At 68.5% G+C, this 13,700-nt stretch carries 12 protein-coding genes and 4 pseudogenes; 7 read left to right on the plus strand and 9 right to left on the minus strand.

Annotation, left to right across the window (positions count from 1 at the left end):
• Positions 1–79: 79 nt before the first annotated feature.
• Together B073_RS0130370 and B073_RS0130375 are read right to left on the minus strand one after the other, a co-directional pair.
• Complete coding sequence (locus B073_RS0130370) at positions 80–709, minus strand: aspartate/glutamate racemase family protein (protein WP_063740919.1); 630 nt, start codon at positions 707–709, stop codon at positions 80–82.
• Between the two features lie 384 nt (positions 710–1,093).
• Positions 1,094–1,351 (minus strand): annotated as a pseudogene (locus tag B073_RS0130375) (NAD-dependent dehydratase); the annotation flags it as partial.
• Positions 1,352–1,686: 335 nt separating this feature from the next.
• Here B073_RS0130375 and B073_RS0130380 point away from each other — a divergent pair.
• Both B073_RS0130380 and B073_RS0130385 read left to right on the plus strand, forming a co-directional pair.
• The gene (locus B073_RS0130380; RefSeq protein WP_018541855.1) at positions 1,687–2,085 is read left to right on the plus strand and encodes a nuclear transport factor 2 family protein; all 399 of its coding nucleotides are present in this window, start codon (positions 1,687–1,689) and stop codon (positions 2,083–2,085) included.
• A 393-nt stretch (positions 2,086–2,478) separates the two neighbouring features.
• Positions 2,479–3,108 (plus strand): class I SAM-dependent methyltransferase, encoded by a 630-nt coding sequence (locus B073_RS0130385; protein ID WP_018541856.1) that lies wholly within the window; start codon positions 2,479–2,481, stop codon positions 3,106–3,108.
• A gap of 64 nt (positions 3,109–3,172) precedes the next feature.
• Here the strand turns inward: B073_RS0130385 and B073_RS49425 are convergent.
• A pseudogene (locus B073_RS49425) lies at positions 3,173–3,427 on the minus strand (TetR/AcrR family transcriptional regulator); the annotation flags it as partial.
• 39 nt (positions 3,428–3,466) lie between these two features.
• Here B073_RS49425 and B073_RS0130390 point away from each other — a divergent pair.
• Complete coding sequence (locus B073_RS0130390; protein WP_026247875.1) at positions 3,467–4,135, plus strand: NAD(P)H-binding protein; 669 nt, start codon at positions 3,467–3,469, stop codon at positions 4,133–4,135.
• A gap of 282 nt (positions 4,136–4,417) precedes the next feature.
• Here B073_RS0130390 and B073_RS41540 read toward each other — a convergent pair.
• Positions 4,418–4,600, minus strand: a pseudogene (locus B073_RS41540) (hypothetical protein); the annotation flags it as partial.
• 58 nt (positions 4,601–4,658) lie between these two features.
• Between B073_RS41540 and B073_RS0130400 the strand changes: the two are divergent.
• The gene (locus B073_RS0130400) at positions 4,659–5,156 is read left to right on the plus strand and encodes a hypothetical protein (protein ID WP_018541859.1); all 498 of its coding nucleotides are present in this window, start codon (positions 4,659–4,661) and stop codon (positions 5,154–5,156) included.
• A gap of 250 nt (positions 5,157–5,406) precedes the next feature.
• On the opposite strand, the gene B073_RS0130405 is transcribed toward B073_RS0130400, so the two are convergent.
• Positions 5,407–6,579, minus strand: a complete 1,173-nt coding sequence (locus B073_RS0130405) for an epoxide hydrolase family protein (RefSeq protein WP_018541860.1) — start codon at positions 6,577–6,579, stop codon at positions 5,407–5,409.
• 103 nt (positions 6,580–6,682) lie between these two features.
• Here B073_RS0130405 and B073_RS0130410 point away from each other — a divergent pair, with 103 nt between their 5' ends.
• Positions 6,683–7,258 (plus strand): CGNR zinc finger domain-containing protein, encoded by a 576-nt coding sequence (locus B073_RS0130410; protein WP_018541861.1) that lies wholly within the window; start codon positions 6,683–6,685, stop codon positions 7,256–7,258.
• A gap of 819 nt (positions 7,259–8,077) precedes the next feature.
• Positions 8,078–8,671, plus strand: coding sequence for an NAD(P)H-dependent oxidoreductase (locus B073_RS0130415; protein ID WP_018541862.1), 594 nt, complete (start codon positions 8,078–8,080; stop codon positions 8,669–8,671).
• 271 nt (positions 8,672–8,942) lie between these two features.
• On the opposite strand, the gene B073_RS0130420 is transcribed toward B073_RS0130415, so the two are convergent.
• The 3 genes and pseudogenes from B073_RS0130420 to B073_RS41545 form a co-directional block, all read right to left on the minus strand.
• Positions 8,943–9,722, minus strand: coding sequence for an NAD(P)-binding domain-containing protein (locus tag B073_RS0130420; protein WP_037813180.1), 780 nt, complete (start codon positions 9,720–9,722; stop codon positions 8,943–8,945).
• Between the two features lie 597 nt (positions 9,723–10,319).
• A complete protein-coding gene (locus B073_RS0130430; protein ID WP_018541865.1) occupies positions 10,320–11,297 on the minus strand; it encodes an aldo/keto reductase in 978 nt (325 codons plus the stop codon).
• A 10-nt stretch (positions 11,298–11,307) separates the two neighbouring features.
• Positions 11,308–12,269 (minus strand): annotated as a pseudogene (locus B073_RS41545) (alpha/beta hydrolase).
• A 130-nt stretch (positions 12,270–12,399) separates the two neighbouring features.
• Between B073_RS41545 and B073_RS0130440 the strand changes: the two are divergent.
• Positions 12,400–13,053 (plus strand): TetR/AcrR family transcriptional regulator, encoded by a 654-nt coding sequence (locus B073_RS0130440; protein ID WP_018541866.1) that lies wholly within the window; start codon positions 12,400–12,402, stop codon positions 13,051–13,053.
• A 151-nt stretch (positions 13,054–13,204) separates the two neighbouring features.
• Here the strand turns inward: B073_RS0130440 and B073_RS45995 are convergent, their stop codons facing one another.
• Complete coding sequence (locus tag B073_RS45995; protein WP_158690258.1) at positions 13,205–13,588, minus strand: Tn3 family transposase; 384 nt, start codon at positions 13,586–13,588, stop codon at positions 13,205–13,207.
• Between the last annotated feature and the right edge of the window lie 112 nt (positions 13,589–13,700).

Here is a 13,700-nt window from a genome sequence, read left to right on the forward strand (position 1 = left end):
AACCCGACCTTGATCGCAACCGTCCCCCTGAGCGGCTCTCGGAGTGACGGCTCTCCGCACCCCAACGGCCGGATCCGGATCACTGGGCCTCGCGCAACGCCTCGCGCACCGTCGAGGCGACCGCACCATTGCTGGTGACGACCGGGATGCCAGCCACCGACTCGATCTCGTCGGCCGCCTCCAGTGCCCGGAAGTTCGTGCACGAGAGGAAGAGCACCTCAGGGCGAGCACGCTCTACCAGCTTCAGTGCGCGGTCCGCGATCTCCCGCGGAGTCGGCTCGGCGAGACGGAAGCAGTCCGCGATGCCGAAGCCCTCGATGTCCAGGATTTCCAGGCCATCGCTGCTCAGACTGTTGCGAATCTTTGCGTTGAGCTCGTCCACGTACGGCGTCAGCACGGCAACACGGTGACGACCGGTTCTGCGGATCGCGGCGCTTACCGACTTGATCGTGCTGATCGCACGGCTTCGCGTGCAATCAGCAATCCGCACGCAGAGCTCGCGCTCGTAGTTCGGCCCGCGCAGCGCGCCGGCACTGGTGCACCCGAATATGGTGACGGTCGGCCGCAGCGACGCGATGTCCTCGATGGCCTGGGGCAAATAGGTGTCGAGCATCGCGGCCTCGGCATCCGCCGTCGTCTCGACGAGGTGCATCCGCGCGGAGTACAGATCGGCGACGTCCGCGAGGCTGCTGCGCAGGTCTCGCTCCATGACCGTATTCGAGGACGGGATGAGCAGGCCCACACGGGGCAGAGAGGATACTTCGGTGGCCGGCACTGTTTGTCCCTTCTCGGGTTGTGTAGAGGCGTCTCCCTGAAGCGTCAGTGTCCGGCGCGGGGCCGCCACGTCAAGGGCGCAGCCGCTTGCGGACGCGTCACTACTGTGACCGACCTTCGGACGGGCCAGCGCTCGAGGATGCATGCGCACGCCGACCACGAAATCCCGACTGCGGCAGGTCGACCTGCTGCACGCCGCCGTCCTCTCCGGGCCGCCCGCACCAACGGCTGCCGTTTCGAGCCCCGTCTGCCCACGGCGCCCTGACGCCCATGCGGTGGTGGAAGCTCGGCCCGCTCGTCAAGCCAGGCCGGGGTTTCGCTACCGCGCGGGCGCCGAGTCCAGCCGGACTCCCCCGGCACCCAGGGGCGCCGCCACGAACTCAGCCATCGCCTCCTCGAAGCCGAACCGAACCCGCCACCCCGACTCGTCGCGGAGCCTACGCGAGGAGGTGGTGATGTGGTGGAGGTCGCCGAGCCGGACCTCCCCGGTGACGACGGGCGCCGGCCCGCCGTGCGACGCGGCCAGGGCCGCGGCCCTCTCCCCCACAGTGTGCGGCTCCCCGCCGCCGACGCTGTAGGGCCCGCAGCCACTCTCCGCCAGGCGGTCCGGGCCGCCCAATACGGCGTGGTGGCGTCGGGGCCACACCCCGCACGACTCCGGCCGCCGCGGCGCTCTCGGTTGACGAGCATGCCCTGGGGCCGCGGTCCGGGTCGCGGGGACGCGAACAGGACCAAGCCCTTCAGCGCGGATCAACGCAATCACCGACTGCGACGGGGCAAGCAGGTCGGGCTGCGACGAAGGCGGTCGCGCCGCCGACGCACCGGGCACTGTCGGCCTTGGGAATAGCCCGGTCGCGTGTGGCGCTGTTGTTGCTACTTCAACAGCAATAACAGTCTTATGAGGAGCACCCGTTGAGTGACACCCGCACCGTCGTGGAGCAGTTCTACCGTCACGTGGCCGCCCGTGAGATCGAGGCGCTGAGCGAGTTGATCGCCGAGGAGATCGACTGGGACATCTACGGTGCGGAGGTGGTCCCGTGGGCAGGCCGACGCCGCACGCGCGCCGAAGCGGTCGAGTTCTTCGCGACGCTCTCGGACCATCTGGAGTCGAAGGAGTTCACGGTGAACCGGATTGTCGTGGAGGGGGCAGATGCGGTGGTGATCGGGCACATGCGCCAGATCGTCAAAGTCACGGGGAATGTCTTCGACTCGCCGTTCGCCTTCCACCTCACAGTCGAGGACGGGAAGATCGCCCGCTACATCATGTTCGAGGACAGCCTCGCCCTGGCACGTGCCTTCGAGGCATCCTGAACGAAGCGATTCCGCAGGCGTTCTTCGACACCGCGCCGGCTCGCCGGCAAGACGACGGTGCATCAATCCCCGGCCTTGAAGGCCAGGCAGATCCACCGGAGCGGAGACGGCTCCCGGTAGCCACTGCCTCGCCCTTCCCAGGCAATGACGAAGGCACCCTTGTCGGTCACCGCCCATTTGCGAAAAGGGCAGCCTGAGATGGCGGCTGGGGCGCACTGCGTGCGAGGCCAGCGCGCCCCAGCCTGGTCCGATCCGTCCCGTCAGTTCAGGCCACGAACACCTCCGACGCAAGACCCGTCCGTGATGACATGGCCGGACAGGCAGTCTCCAGATGCGGGTAGGTACGGGGCCGGGGAAGCTGCGGAACCTTCGTGGGTGTTAACTTCTCTTGCCATGGCGGAGCACCAGGACGAGACCAGAGCGGCCTACGACGGGGTCGTGGATCTGTATGCATCATTGTTCGCCAATCGGCTGGAGACGCAGCCGTTCGCGCGGAACATGATCGGCACCTTCGCCGAGTTGGTGCGCGGGACGGGGAACCCGCGGGCAGCCGACGTCGGGTGCGGGCCGGGACATTTGACGGCCATGCTCCACGAACTGGGGCTGGACGCCTTCGGGCTCGACCTCTCCCCGGGCATGATCGACCACGCCCGGCGGGCCCATCCGACAGTGCGATTCGACGAGGCGCGAATGGAGGCCCTGCCGGTCGAAGACGGCGCGCTCGGCGGCGTACTGGCCCACTACTCGATGATCCATACCCCGCACGCGGAATTGCCCGCGCTGCTCGCCGAACAAGCGCGGGTCCTGGCACCAGGGGGCCTGCTCCTGGTCTCGTTCTTCGCGACCGACGGACCGGAGCCGATCCGCTTCGACCACAAGGTGACACCCGCCTACAGCTGGCCGGTAGACCTGCTCGCCGAGTTGCTGACTGGGGCCGGACTCGCCCCATTCGCCCGGCTGCTCCACGACCCCGCCTCCGAGCGGGGCTTCCTCGACGCACACCTACTGGCCCGCCTCCGCTAAAGTCCGGCGCGGCGCCGCCGACTGGGGCCTGGTAACCGGGGACGGGGTCGCCGTAGATCAGCCGGAAGCCCTCGGGGTTGGCCAGCGCCCAGTCACGGAAGGCGTGCGCCCATGCCTGTATCCGCCCCGCCGGGGCGTCCTGTGCGGAGGCGACCCAGGCGGCGTCGACGGCGTCGGCGAGCTCGGTGTAGACGTCCGTGATGAGGACGGTGACCAGGTCGTCGCGGGTGGCGAAGTAGCCGTAAATGGCGTTGGCGGTCATGCCCATCTCGCGGGCGATCGCTCGCAGGGTGATCGCGTCGGGGCCGCCCGAGCCCATCAACTCCAGCGCTGTGCACTTGATTTCGGCGGTCGTCTCATCGGCAGCCGGGTCGTCACCGAGGCCCTCCAGCGCGGACACCGCGTCACGGCGTTCAGCCGCGACGCCTCCGCGATCATCAACCAGCGGGAGAACCTCAGCTGGGCGAGCGTCGACGTTCTGGACGCCGCGAGCATCGTCGCCGTCCTGCCCGGCCTGGACGTCCTGATCAGTGGCTTCCAGCCCGGGAACGCGGCGAAGGACTTCGCTGACACCGTCCAGCGCTCGATCGCGGACCCGACCGTCTATGCGGCGGCTGCCCAGGCCCTGCTCAAGGCCCTGGAGAGCCACCCCCGTACCCGGCTGATCGTCATCGGCGGCGCCGGCAGCCTGGAGACCGAGCCGGGCGTCGTTCGCGCCGACCACGAGGAGCTCATTCACGCCTCGCTCGACGAACTCGGCCTCCCCCGCCAGTACGCCGCCGCCGTACGCGGCCACCGAGAGGCGCTGGACGTCCTGCGCACCTCGAACCGACTGTGGACCTACTTCAGCCCCGCCGAGCAGATCACCCCCGGCGAGCGCACCGGACGCTTCCGCATCGGCGGCGACCAGCCCGTGCTGAACGCCGACGGCCTGAGCCGGATCTCGGTGGAGGACGCCGCGGTCGCTCTGGTGGACGAGGCGGAGCTGCCCCGCTTCGTCCAGCGCCGGTTCACCGTCGGCTACTGAGCCAACTACTGCCCCGATCTCCGCCTACCGGCACCCACAGACCGGATCGGGCCGCCCTCAACTGCCCGATCCGGCTCGAAGGGGAACACGCCCGGTACTCCGCCTTCCCGGCCGCCCTCGCTTCCCGACGCGACGCCGGCAAGGCCCGCCAGCTCTTCAACCGAAGAGGTCACAAAGCCGCACCGGAGTACCAGGTCACCCGTGTTGGCTCTTGCTCGGCGCGGTGGATCAGTTGCCGTGCCGGGCAGGCGTCGGGCATGGCGACCACCGGGTAGCGCCGCCAGCCAGGTGCTCGGCCGTGACGGGGCGGGCGCGTTCAGCTTCGACTTCGGCTTCGGCCAACTCGCAGGTCGGGGCGTACAGGTACCAGCCAGGTTCGCCCTGAGCGTGGTGGATGAGCCGGGAAGCCAGGACATCGTCTGTGCCGGAGGCGGCCATCGCGGTCTCGCCCAGGACGATGCGCATGACGTCGTTCACCGCCCGGCCGCCTCGGCCAAACGCCGGGGTTTGATTGGATGTCGCCATGAGCGCAGGCACTCACCCGGAATCCGGTCTGACGAAAAGCATCTGGAGCGACGCCGACTTCGACACGATGGGATGGCACGACGTCACCATCCACGGACTCTGCGTACAGCCGGGCGCCTTTGACGACGCACTGCCACGTTTGCTACTGGACATCGACTACATCGTCCGTTGGGTGCAACCTGTCGCGCCGGAAACGCACTTCAGCTTCTGGATCGCGCCGTCCACGCTCGTGTTCGACGATGTCTGGGATATCGAGGGCGACCTCGACTTCAAGGGGATGGCGCCGAGTCTCGACATCGACCACATACGACGCTCGGCCCCGAAGGACAGCCGCGGCGGGCCTCAGTGGCACATCGAAGGCCACTTCTTCGAGCTCAAGTTCCGGGCTGCAGGATTCCAGCAGTACCTACGGCAGGCACCCCAGCGCTCGCAGCGGCTCGTCCTCACACACGGCGAGCGCGGAGGGCCCTCTTTCGCGGAGACAGCCTTCGTTTGAGCCGGCTCGGCGCGCCCACCCGCCAGTCAGCCAGATCTCAAACAGGCTCTTCGCGGTTGAGGGCACAGTCGGGGGTGTTGGCAGGTAGGCGCCGGAATCTACCAGCCGAAAGACCTCGACATGCTCCACGCCGTCTTCGCCGCGCCGTGTCTGCCCAGGTACTGCCGTCTCGATGAGCTCGGTCTGGAAGCCGTCGGGCAACGTCCTGAGCCGGATCAGGTGGTGATCGAGTGCCGACACCCAGCCGTGTTCACCGATTAGCGGCCAGCACTGCCGCGAGGCCCTCTTGCAAGTCCTTGACGAAATACTCAGGGACCTCCAGCGACGGGAAATGTCCCCCGGTTTCGGGCGAGCTCCACCGGACGATCTGTCGGTACCGCTCCTGTGCCCAGGGGCGCGGAGACTTCTCGATGTCGCGGGGATACATGGTGATTGCCGACGGGACGTCGACCCGAAGTTCGGGGTCGAGCGAGTTGTGGCTTTCGTAGTAGATACGGGCCGCCGATGCGCCGGTCCGTGTCAGCCAGTACAGGGTGACGTCGTCAAGAATTCTGTCTCTTGAAATCGTCTCGAACGGGCTGTCTTCGGTGTCTGACCACTCGGCGAACTTGTCAAGGATCCAGGCAAGAAGCCCGACCGGTGAGTCGACGAGCGAGTAGCCGATGGTCTGCGGCCGGGTCGCCTGCTGCTTCGCGTACGCCGCGCGATGGCGCCAGAAATGGCGGGTTTCCTCTGTCCACTTGCGCTCGACCGCCGTCAGTCCGTCCGTTGCCAATCCGGGCGGTGCCTCCGCGAACGTTGTGTGGATGCCGAGGACGTGCGCCGGGAACCTGCCGCCGAGAACCGTGGTGATATTGCCTCCCCAGTCGCCGCCGTGGGCTGCGAACTTGCTGTAGCCGAGCCTTCCCATCAGTTCCACCCACGCGGCCGCGATCTTTTCGGTTCCCCACCCGGTGGTGGCCGGCTTGTCGCTGTAACCAAAGCCTGGCAGCGAGGGGACCACGACGTGGAACGCCGGCGCGTCCGCATCTTTCGGATCTGCTATCTCGTCCACCACATCGATGAACTCGGCAATGCTGCCCGGCCAGCCGTGCGTCAAGATCAAAGGAGTGGCATCCGCACGCGCGGATCGGCGGTGCAGGAAGTGGATTCCCAGATCATCAATGGTCGTGCGGAACTGGCCGATCCGGTTGAGGCGCTCTTCGAACGACCGCCAGTTGTACCCGGTGCGCCAGTAGTTCACGACATCGACGAGGTCGGCGAGCGGAACGCCCTGTTCCCATCGGTGAGGGTCGGGCGCGGCGCGATGGACCGTCTCGGGCTCCGGTAGTCGCGCCGCGGCCAGTCGCGCGCGCAGATCGTCGAGGTCAGCGTCGGTTGTGTGGGCTTCAAATGCTTGCACGTCGCTGGTTGGACGGGGCATGAGACCTCCTGGCCATCGCGGAACCGGCTACGACCTGTCGCGAACCGGCTAAGCCGGTTCTAGCAGTTCTCCGAGGCACACTGCAACCGGCTAAGGTGGTTCCATGCGTGCTGCGTTCCCTGACTTCCGCCTCGGTAAGGTGCTGGCGACCAGCTTCACGGGGACGCTGTCGGAGCGTCATGGCGACGCCGTGGAGCGCATTCCCACGCCGCAACGACTCGTCGACTGGCTGGCAGTGAACGGCCTCGCCGTGGACTCCTGCACCCCCGCCCAGCTCGACCTCGCTCGGGAACTGAGGGAGGCGATTCACGCCGCCGCGACAGCGGCCGCGCTCCAGGACGCCCTCCCTGCATCGGCCGTCCAAGTCATCAATGACTGCAGCACTCAGGGTCGGGGCGCAGCGATCCTGACAGCCGAGGGAAAGCGGCAATGGCGGCTCAGCTCGGCTTCCTGCGTGGAAGACGCCCTCAGCGTGATCGCCGCCGATGCGATCAGCATCATCGCAGGCGAACGAGACGGAAAACTGGCCTTGTGCGCCTCACCAACCTGCCAAGCCGCCTTCTTCGACACCAGTCAAAGCCGCACCCGCAAATGGTGCGACATGAACACGTGCGGCAACCGTCAGAAGAAAGCGCGCTTCAATGCCAACCAGCGCAAAAGCCCCCGATCAGCGAAGTGATCGTTACCTCGGTACATCCACAAGTGGGCCCCACGCCTGCGGCACATCTGCCGCGTTGGGTGCATCCCGAGGGCACCACTTAAGGCACGAGCATGGTCCGCGAGGACAGAACCGGCGTCGCCTTGGAGGTCGACGACGACAACGGCGTGCACCACCGCCGAGACCCGCCTCATGCTCAACCGCGGCGGCAGCCTCACCCAACGCGGCGACACCATCACCACCACTGGCAGAGATACCTTCACCGCACACCGCATCACCCCCAGCGCCCACGGCCTTCCCGTGGCGGCGACACTGCCGCTCCGCTCGTCCAAGCCCGGCGCAGTTCACCTGCCCGGCCGCCGAAGTCACCCTCGGCGGCCCCATCAGCCGCCCAGTTCGACGCACAAGGGCAGATCAGCGCGGCCATACCAGGCACCGACGCGCCCGGCGTGATCCCTGACGGCTGGTCGTACACCGTGACGGAGTCCCTCTCAGGCATCCCGACCGGCCATTCGTATCAAGTCCTGCTATCCGCCGAAGCGTCCGAGGCCGATCTCGCCGACGTGGCCCCGCCAGCCACACAAGGGGCAGTGTCGACGATGAGCATGAGCTGATACCCCTGAGCTTCCTGGAGATCCGCCTCCTGGCGGGCCACATGGTCAAGTCAAGCCCCGTCACCAGAGCAGCGCGAGCACCATCTGCGCTGGTCACGCTTCCGGCGACGCAGCCGGACACAAGCCCGCCGTTGCCTGCCAACGCCGAGGCCACAGACCCCAGATGCGGTTTGCAGTCATCGGCAGGGCATAGTCGGGGAGGACAGCCATCGATCAGGGAGGAACCATGCGCATCGGGGTCTATCTCGCGCACCCCCGTCCAGGCAGCTTCAACCACGCGGTGTTCACTGCCGTCGTGGATGAACTGCACGACCGGGGGTGTCACGTACTCGCGCACGACCTCTACGCCGAGGGATTCGCCCCTGCGCTGACCGCCGACGAGACGGAGACGGTCCAGTCTGCGGTCCCCGCCCGTGACGCGCAGGTGGAGCTGCACCGGTCCGAGGTGGCCACCCTTGATGCCATGGTGTTGATCCATCCGAACTGGTGGGGCATGCCGCCCGCCGTCCTCACGGGCTGGGTGCAGCGTGTGCTCGCGCCCGGTATCGCCTACAAGCTGGGCACCGCAGACGGGGAGCCCGCAGGGCTGCTGAAGGCCGGCCGGGCGCTCGTTCTGAACACCTCCGACACCCCTGCCGACCGCGAAGAGAGTGAGTTCGGCGACCCACTGCAAAGCATCTGGGCGGCGTGCGTCCTGCCGTACGTAGGTGTCGCCGACGTCCGCCGAATCGTCTTCCGTACGGTGACCGACTCGACCGACGAAATGCGCGCATCATGGCTGCGCCAGGCACGGGAGCAAGTCGCCGCGCTGATGGTCTGACACCGCGATGGAGTTCGGCCAGGCGTGCCTGCGTGACGGTGCAGTCGGCGCATACCCGGGGACGCCGTCTTCCCAACGGCCGAGGGTGGAGCGGCGGGCGTAGTCGATGTGGATGTCGGCACTCGGCAGGTCCGGTTCGATCGGTGCCGGAGGCGGGGTGCCCGGCCTCCGGGGCCGCCCACGGTCTGCGGCGAAGGGTCGCGTGCGAGAGGCGTGCCGTGAAGTCGTCGCCGCTTCCGGTCTGGGGACGTGCGTCCAGGACCGGAAGCTCTTACGTCAGATCGGCGAGGAGGTCATCCAGGGCCTTCTTGAGGGCCGCGGCGTTGGCCGGATCGAACCATGTGGTGCGGATGCGCTCGTTGTTCCCTTTGGGTGTCTCGTGGTCGGCGGCGAGTTGGTGCAGAGGGCGGGTCTCGTCGCTCAGGGAGCGGCCGACGTTCTGGAAGAGGCCGCGCACATAGCGGTCGGCGGCGTCGGGGGCGAGGCCGTGGCCGGTGGCCCACGAGGTGAGGGTGGCGAGGTAGGTGTAGTGAGCGGTGAGGGTCCCGGTCAGTGCGGAGAAGACGTTGAAGGCGTCCTCGTCCGGGACGGGGAGCGCTCCGCCCAACTGTTCAAAGAGAGAGTCCACTACCGGGTTCGAGGGGCAGGTCACGGTGACGGAGCGGCGCTCGCGCACGGCGGGGAGCGGGATGGCGCGGACGATCGGGGCGCCGGTGGCGAGGGTTCGGCGCAGGTCGTCGGTGGCGACGCCGGCCATCAGGTTGACCACGGTCTTGTCGTCGTCCATCTTCAGCCCGGCGAGTGCCTCATGGTGGTCCTGGCGGCGCACGGCGATGATCACCACCTCGGAGCGTTCCACCACCTCCTGGTTGTCGGCGCACACCTCAACCCCCTCGTAACGCTGGGACAGTTCGGCAGCGGTGCGGGCTCCTCGGGGAGAGAGGAAGACGTCTGGCGACGCACCGCCCCCGTTGCACAGGCCGTCGACGATGGCCCGGCCGATCTCGCCTACTCCGATGATGCCGATGCGCTGCACTGTGTCTTCCTCCATGGTGCGCGATGGTCGTGGCCTGTGGTGGTACGGGTGGTCTGTGCGGTCGCGATCGTGGCCGTCGGCTGCTCACGTGCGGAGTCGGAGGGGGCCGACGACATGTCAGTTGCGGTCCGCTCCACAGCAAGGTGACCGCAACCATGCCCGCCAGGCAAGGAATCATCCCGGCCCAGCCCAGTTCCGGCCGCAGTCCGGTCGCGCCGGAGGTGTCCTTGGTCAGCAGCCCGGCCCGTCCGATGCCGGTGCCGGTGCCGGTGCCGAGTATGAGCATCACGGTCGCGGCGGGGCGGGCCCGCTGCTTGCCTGCCGTGACAGCCCAGGCCGTCGTGAGCCAGGCAAGGACGCCGAGCGCCCCGATGACGGACAGCACGACCGGGTAGGTGGTGACGGCCGAGTCCACCCGCGCCTGGGGTAAGTGGGATAGCCGGCCCGGATGTGGGCGGCGAGCAGATGGGCGGTGCCGCGGTCGACGTACGTGACGATCGTCGCGAGGACAGTGAGCGCAAGGCCCGCGTACAGCGCTCCGAGCGCTCCTCGCGCACGGGGTGGCTTCGTCATCAGGGTGCTTCTCTTCCCCCTTCACTTGCTCATGTGCCGTCAGTCGTCGATCAAGCCGATGCCGTGGTCGCCGTATCGGGCCCCCTGGGCGCCGACGGCGGGGACGGCGGCGCCGATGTCGCCGAGGTCGGTGTCGGTCAGGTGCAGGTCGAGGGCGGCCAGGTTGTCGCGCAGGTGGGGGCGGCGGGAGCTGCCGGGGATGGGAATGACGTCGCTGCCGCGGGCCAGGAGCCAGGCGAGGGCGATCTGGGCGGGGGTGGCGTTCTTGGCGGCGGCAAGGTGGGTGATGGCGTCGACGATGGCCAGGTTGGCCTTGAGGTCGTCGCCGTTGTAGCGGGGAGCGGTGGCGCGGAAGTCGCCGGGTTCGTAGCGCGTGGTGGTGCGGACGGCCCCGGTGAGCAGGCCGCGGCCGAGCGGGCTGTAGGCGACCAGGACGGCGCCGAGACTGCGGATCGTGGGCAGGATGTCGGCTTCGACATGGCGTTCCCACAGCGAGTACTCGGTCTGGACGGCGCTGATCGGATGAATGGCGTGGGCGCGGCGGAGGGTGGCGGCCGAGACCTCGGACAGGCCGATGTGGCCCACCTTGCCCTCGGCGACCAGGTCGGCCAGGGCGCCGACGGACTCCTCGACGGGGACGGCGGGGTCGATGCGGGCGAGGTAGTACAGGTCGAGGTGATCGGTGCGCAGCCGGCGCAACGACGCTTCGCAGGCACGCCGCAGAGCGTGGGGTGAGCCGGCGGGGACCAGGCCCTCGGTGGTGCGGCGGACTCCGGTCTTGGTGGCCAGCACGGCGCGATCGCGGTGCGGTGCGAGGGTCCGGCCGAGGAGTTCCTCGTTTGCTCCGTCGCCGTAGAAGTCGCCGGTGTCGAACATGGTGACGCCCGAATCGAGCGCCTCCAGCACCGTGGCCGCGGCCTCTTGCGGGTCGGCGGGGCCGTAGGTGCCGGCCATGCTCATGCAGCCGAGGCCGAGTCGGGAGACCGCCGGGCCGTTGGGGCCAAGGGTGGGGTGCATCGTTCCCCCGTCACTTTGCCAGGGTCGCACGGAGGAATGCGAGGATCTCCGCCTGGGCGGCCTCGGCCTGTGGTTCCACGCCGGGCAGGGTGAGGAACGCGTGCTTTGCGCCCGGGTATTCGGAAAGGCTCACGGGGGTGCCTGCCCCGCGCAGTTGCTCGGCGTAGCGGCGGCCGTGGTCGGCGACCGCGTCCTGGGTGGGCACCACCACGAGTGCCGGGGCGAGCCCGCTCAAGTCGTCCGCGTACAGCGGCGACACTGCGCCGGCATCGGTTCCCGGCGGGACGGCGAGCCGCTGGAGGAACCGCAGTTGCGGCAGGGCCCGGGTCGGGCTGTATGCGTACTCGGCGATCGAGGGATAGTCGAACATCGTCCCAGTCACGTCGACCGCGGGGTTGACCAGCACCTGCGCCTTGAGCTCCAGGCCGGCCACCCTGGCCCGGATGGCTGTCAGCGCTGTGATCAGCGCGCCGCAGCTCTCACCGAAGACGGCCACGCGCGCCGGGTCGACGCCCCACTGCGCGGCGTGCCGCACCACGTGCTCGAGCACGTCCCAGCCGTCGTCGGCGGCGTTCACGAGCGGGCTGCCGGGGCGAGGAGGCGGTGCTCGACCGAGACGACGAGGGCGGGCAGGTGGGCGGCGAGGTGGCTGTTGGTCCAGTCGCACTGCACCGCCGTGCCCACGAAGCCGCCTCCGTGGACATGGACCACGAGTGGCAGGTCGGTTCCGGCTGCGGCTTCGTCGCCTCCCGTCGACGCCGGCCGGTAGACCCGGACCGGGAGGTCGCGGCCGGGCAGCGCGATCTCCTGCCAGTCGATCGCGGCGCCGGTGTCTGGCTCTCCGAGGATCGTCCGCGCCGCGACGGAGGCCCGGAAGCGGTTCTCCGCGTCGCGGTAGGCGAGCAGTTCCTCCGCCGTCATCACCGAGAAGTCCGGCTCCGGCGGCCGTGTCGCGGCAGTGGTCTCGCTCATGTGTCCTTCTCCCCTCCCGGCCGGATGCCGGGTGTGTCGATGTGGTCGCACAGTGCGTTGACTCATTATGCACGCAGTGCGTGCATCAGCAAGTGCATAGGTTAGGCTGAGTCCTGACGAGAGGGGCGAGATGACTGGCCGAAGGCGATGGTCGACCGAGGAGATCCTGGACACGGCGGCGGACCTGCTGCGCACGAGCGATGCCGAGTCGTTCAGCGTGCGCAAACTCGCCGCAGCGCTCGGGACCGACTCCTCCAGCCTCTACCGGCACTTCCGCAACAAGACCGAACTCCTGCGTGCGGTCGCCGACCGGATCCTGCTGGCCGCCATGGACGGCTACCGCCCAGAGGGCGACTGGAAGCAGCGCGTCACGGCCCTGGCCCTGCGCCTGCGCGAGGTCTTCGGCGAGCAACCCCAACTCGCCGCAGTGTGGGGCCGCTACGGGTCCGGCGGCACCGGATCCCGATTGGTCATGGAGGAGCTGCTGCAGGCCCTGCGCGCGTCCGGTCTGCCCGACGAGGAGGTCCCGGCGCGATACCACCGCATCGTGACCCTCCTCGCCTCGCTCATCGCCTCCGAGGCCGGGATCAGCACCATCACCCCCAACGAGTACGAACAGGGGATGGAGCAGTTCCGCGTCGCGGTGCTCGGCGCCGACCCCGAACACTTCCCCGCCCTGGCCCACTTCGCCCGCGACATCCGCCCGCTCGGAGCAGATCGACGCGCCGCATTCGAAGAAATCCTCGCCGCCCAACTCGCCCACATCGAGGCCCAGATCCCCTGACGTGCCGGATCACGAGTGAGATGCGACCGGGCCGCGCCGCTGCTGTGTGCCCGGCGCCGGAGGCCGAAGGCCGGATGTAGGCGTAGGCGTAGCGGCGCAGGAAGTTGATGTGCCCGTACCGGAACCGGAGCGGGGAGAGCCGGGCGGTCGTTCAGGCCGTGCCTGCTTCGCCGCCCGCCAACTGGACGGTGGGCACTCCGGGCGCCGGGCGGAAGCCGGGCACCCTGGCCGCCGCCGTCGCGGGCAATGCGAGGTGGCAGTTCATGTCCAGCTCGCACCGACCGCAGAGGTTCGCATGGGTCCAGAACAGCGGGGACAGGGCCCGTTGGTTGGTGTCGGCGAGCTGCTTCGGCCGCTTCTCCTCGCTCAGGATGCCTTGGAGGAGCAGGGTGTCGAAGTGCACCACCGCCGACTGGATCAGGTACAGGGCGAGTATCGAGCCTTCTGTCTGGTTCTCCTGGTTCTCCTGGACGGAGCCGGTCAGGTCGTGGTGGACGGAGTTCCACGACCTGAAGCCCTTCGTTGCCGTTTCCAGACGAGCACCTCGGTCCGATCACCTGGCTCCGAAACCTTCAAACCATCAGGTCACCGCATTGGCCGCACGCAGGGAAACCGAGGATGCCAAGCGGCTCCGGTTCGTCGGCGAC

Origin of the sequence: Streptomyces sp. MspMP-M5 (assembly GCF_000373585.1) — a bacterium.
In the GTDB taxonomy this organism is placed as follows: domain Bacteria; phylum Actinomycetota; class Actinomycetes; order Streptomycetales; family Streptomycetaceae; genus Streptomyces.

What these genes read in the sequence shown, in the direction of transcription:
- B073_RS0130370 (WP_063740919.1), bottom strand. Translation starts at nt 709, where the DNA reads ATGGAGCGAGACCTGCGCAGCAGCCTCGCGGACGTCGCCGATCTGTAC.
- B073_RS0130405 (WP_018541860.1), bottom strand. Translation starts at nt 6,579, where the DNA reads ATGCCCCGTCCAACCAGCGACGTGCAAGCATTTGAAGCCCACACAACC.
- B073_RS0130385 (WP_018541856.1), top strand. Translation starts at nt 2,479, where the DNA reads ATGGCGGAGCACCAGGACGAGACCAGAGCGGCCTACGACGGGGTCGTG.
- B073_RS0130440 (WP_018541866.1), top strand. Translation starts at nt 12,400, where the DNA reads ATGACTGGCCGAAGGCGATGGTCGACCGAGGAGATCCTGGACACGGCG.
- B073_RS0130430 (WP_018541865.1), bottom strand. Translation starts at nt 11,297, where the DNA reads ATGCACCCCACCCTTGGCCCCAACGGCCCGGCGGTCTCCCGACTCGGC.
- B073_RS0130415 (WP_018541862.1), top strand. Translation starts at nt 8,078, where the DNA reads ATGCGCATCGGGGTCTATCTCGCGCACCCCCGTCCAGGCAGCTTCAAC.
- B073_RS0130420 (WP_037813180.1), bottom strand. Translation starts at nt 9,722, where the DNA reads ATGGAGGAAGACACAGTGCAGCGCATCGGCATCATCGGAGTAGGCGAG.
- B073_RS0130410 (WP_018541861.1), top strand. Translation starts at nt 6,683, where the DNA reads ATGCGTGCTGCGTTCCCTGACTTCCGCCTCGGTAAGGTGCTGGCGACC.
- B073_RS0130400 (WP_018541859.1), top strand. Translation starts at nt 4,659, where the DNA reads ATGAGCGCAGGCACTCACCCGGAATCCGGTCTGACGAAAAGCATCTGG.